This window comes from Sphingosinicella terrae (assembly GCF_003347635.1).
GTDB lineage: Bacteria > Pseudomonadota > Alphaproteobacteria > Sphingomonadales > Sphingomonadaceae > Allosphingosinicella > Allosphingosinicella terrae.
This window is the reverse complement of the sequence record NZ_QDFY01000029.1, coordinates 1-2,154: the sequence shown is the minus strand read 5'-3', so window position 1 is coordinate 2,154 and position 2,154 is coordinate 1. Positions and strand designations below refer to the sequence as shown.

Below are 2,154 nucleotides of genomic sequence, written 5' to 3'. Positions count from 1 at the left end.
CCAACATCCTGATCATCCAGTCGGACGTCATCTTCGCCTGATCCGACCCGGCACGATCAAGAGGGGCGTCCCGGCATAGCCGGGGCGCCCCTTTTCCTTTGGACCAGACGACAATCAACTCGGTCCGGACATCCGGCTGGGGAACGAAGCGCCGGCGCGAAGTCGCGCACAGAAGGCAATTTTGCCGGCCGCGACTCCGCGTTTTTCCCATCCGGACAATCGAATCCTGACGAGGACCCGATGCTCGCAGCCATCATGGCGCATCGATACCGGGATTATACCGTGACACCGCTAGACTTTCGCGCGTCGTGCAAAGGCTGAAGGCAAATGCCTTGCAACGGGTTGGAAACCATGATCACCTTGAAGACCGGAGTCGCACCGTCCGGCGCGAATTCATCCGACAACTGCATAAGGGGGTTTTCCATGTCCGAACGTGAGTATGGTAATCTCGTCGCGAGCAAGTCTGCCATCGTCAACGATTTCCGACTGTGCGCGTGCCTGGGCTGCGGCGCCAAGACTTCCGGTTCCGAGGTGGCGATGGGCCTCGCCGGCTCGATCGGCGAGATCTTCGACATGTCCGCGGCCGCCGCATCGGCGGCATCCTCGGTAACGATCGGCGTTCCCACCACGATCCTGGTCGACGGTACGATCGACCCGCCGGGCGAATTCGATACGTTCTCGCTCAACGTCGTCGCGGGCCAGACCTACATGATCTCGGTCTATGGCAGCGGCTCGGATCCCCTCGGCGACACGATCGTCGCCTTGTTCGACGACGCTTTCGAGGTCGTCAACATCGACGATGACGGCGGCTCGGGGACCAATTCCCTGCTCACCTTCACCGCCTCCTATACCGGAACCTATTATATCGACGTGGAGGCCTATCCGGGTTCGGGCCTGACCGGCCAATATACGCTCGACGTCATCGCCCAGCCGCCGACCGATGTCGTTCCCGACACGTTCGAAGGTGCCGCCGCTCTCAACATGAACGGGATCACCTACGGTTTCATCGACGGCACCGATCCCTTCGTCTACTTCTTCGCCGGCGAGACCGACACCTTTGCGGTCACCGTCGAGGCGGGCAAGTTCTACACGATCGAGGTGGCTGGCGGAGCCGATTACGAATCGGACTTCGCCGACCTGCCCCCGGGCGAGTTGGACCCATGGATTTTCCTTTACAATTCCAACGGATCGCTGATCACCCAGAATGACGATATCAGCTTCCCGGACGACATCAGCTCCAGCATCTCGTTCTTCGCGGAGGAGAGCGGGACCTATTATCTCGATGTCCAGTCCTGGTATCCCTATACGGGCGGCTATTCGATCACCGCGCAGGAAGTCGACCTGTCGACGCTCGACCCGCTCGACTCGCTCATCTGGGAGAGCGCAGCCAACATGGATCCCGGCGATGACGGCATCCTGACCGTCTATTTCGCCGAGGCCGGCGAGAATTTCGGCGAGACCGGCGACAATGGCGTCGATCCGCTGCCCTCCTTCGGCTGGAACGCGTTCGAGCAGCAGCAGGTGATGGTCGCCCTCGGCGAATATACCAAGATCCTGGGCTTCGAATATGAGATCACGACCGACGCCGAGTCGGCCGACTTCCGGCTGATCACCACGACCTCGAACCAGTTCGGCGCCTTCTTCTATCCGCAGGATCCGCAATTCGGCACCCAGCAAGGAATCGGCGCCTTCAACGTCGACAATGGCGGCTGGAGCTTCGACCAGCAGCAGGGCCTGCTCCAGGGCGGCTTCGACTTCGCGGTCATCCTGCACGAGTTCGGTCATGCCCACGGCCTCTCCCATCCGCATGACCGGGGCGGCGGGTCCGACGTGATGCTCGGCGTCACCGGTTCGACCGGCAGCTACGGCGTGTTCGATCTCAACCAGGGCGTCTACACGGTCATGTCGTACAACGACTCCTGGCCGACCGGGCCGAATGGCGAGACGCCGCTGACCGCGGCCAATGTCGACAGCGGCTGGTCCGGCACGTTGGGCGCGCTCGACATCGCCGCGCTGCAGGAGCGCTATGGCATCATCAACGCCTATGCGACCGGCAACGACGTCTACGAGCTCGGCGACGCCAATGATCCCGGCGTCTATTACGAGACGATCTGGGATACCGGCGGCACCGACGAGATCCGCTATTCCGGCAAT

At 61.8% G+C, this 2,154-nt stretch carries 1 protein-coding gene; it reads left to right on the top strand.

All coding sequences use genetic code 11. The annotated features are described in order from the left end of the window. Window positions 1-423: 423 nt before the first annotated feature. Window positions 424-2,154: pre-peptidase C-terminal domain-containing protein (locus tag DDE10_RS22985; RefSeq protein WP_284734845.1), on the top strand; the 1,731-nt coding region annotated here is incomplete at its 3' end.